This window comes from Oleiphilus sp. HI0043, assembly GCF_001634935.1.
Genome location: NZ_LWEY01000089.1, coordinates 1 through 1,157 on the forward strand (window position 1 = coordinate 1; position 1,157 = coordinate 1,157).

At 46.1% G+C, this 1,157-nt stretch carries 2 protein-coding genes; both read right to left on the reverse strand.

Annotated features, from left to right (window positions below):
* On the reverse strand, positions 1-610 hold a 610-nt coding region (locus tag A3729_RS01775), incomplete at its 3' end, for an ATPase, T2SS/T4P/T4SS family (RefSeq protein ID WP_197475480.1).
* A gap of 47 nt (positions 611-657) precedes the next feature.
* Positions 658-1,157 (reverse strand): type IV pilus twitching motility protein PilT (locus A3729_RS01780; protein WP_197475481.1); only part of this gene is annotated, 500 nt, incomplete at its 5' end.

Here is a 1,157-nt window from a genome sequence, read left to right on the forward strand (position 1 = left end):
CACCAATCATGATAACGTCTGGTGCCTGCCTCAAGGTGTTCTTAAGGGCAATTTCAAAGGTTTCTGTGTCAATACCGACTTCACGCTGGGTGACAATACAGTTCTGGTGTTGATGGATATATTCAATAGGGTCTTCGATAGAAATAATATGACCTTTACTATTTCTATTTCGGTGCCCGATCATTGCTGCGAGAGAAGTTGACTTACCCGTGCCCGTTGCACCGACAAAAATAATCAGGCCACGTTTTGTCATTGCTAACTGATTGATGGTTGTAGGTAGACCCAAATCTTCAATGCGTGGAATGTTAGTTTCGATTCGACGCAGCACCATACCGCACAAGTTTCTTTGCATGAAGGCACTTACACGAAAGCGGCCAATGCCACGGGCACTGATAGCAAAGTTACATTCGCTTTTCTCAGTGAACTCGTCACGTTGTTTCTCTGACATGACATCAAATACAATCTCACGACATTGCTCGGGCGTGAGTGCGTGCTTGGTAACAGGGACGAGCTTGCCGTGGATTTTGATGCTCGGTGCGACACCAACAGTAATAAATAAGTCAGAGCCACCTTTTTCGACCATGACTTTTAAGAGTTTTTCAAAATCCATGTTACATATCCTGAATCATTTTATCTTTGTTCATAACGCGGCCTAAGTTAGAAATTCTCAGGGATCTTGGCTTTTTCTCTTGCTGTATCACGAGTGATAAAGCCCTTGCTTAGTAGGTTCTGCAAGCACTGGTCGAGTGTTTGCATACCGATTGAAGCGCCCGTTTGGATCGCACTGTACATCTGGGCGACCTTATCCTCACGAATCAGGTTACGAATTGCAGGGGAGCCGATCATAATTTCATGTGCAGCAACTCGGCCACCATTGGTCTTTTTCAACAAGGTCTGAGAAATAACAGCCTGTAAAGACTCGGAAAGCATTGATCGAACCATCGCTTTTTCTTCTGCAGGGAATACGTCGACGACACGGTCAATCGTTTTAGCTGCTGAGGTGGTGTGCAAGGTGCCAAATACCAAGTGACCCGTTTCTGCTGCGGTCAGTGCCAAACGGATGGTTTCAAGGTCACGAAGCTCACCAACCAGAATAATATCGGGGTCTTCACGAAGCGCTGAACGTAGCGCTTCGTTAAAGCCCAAGGTGTCCCGAT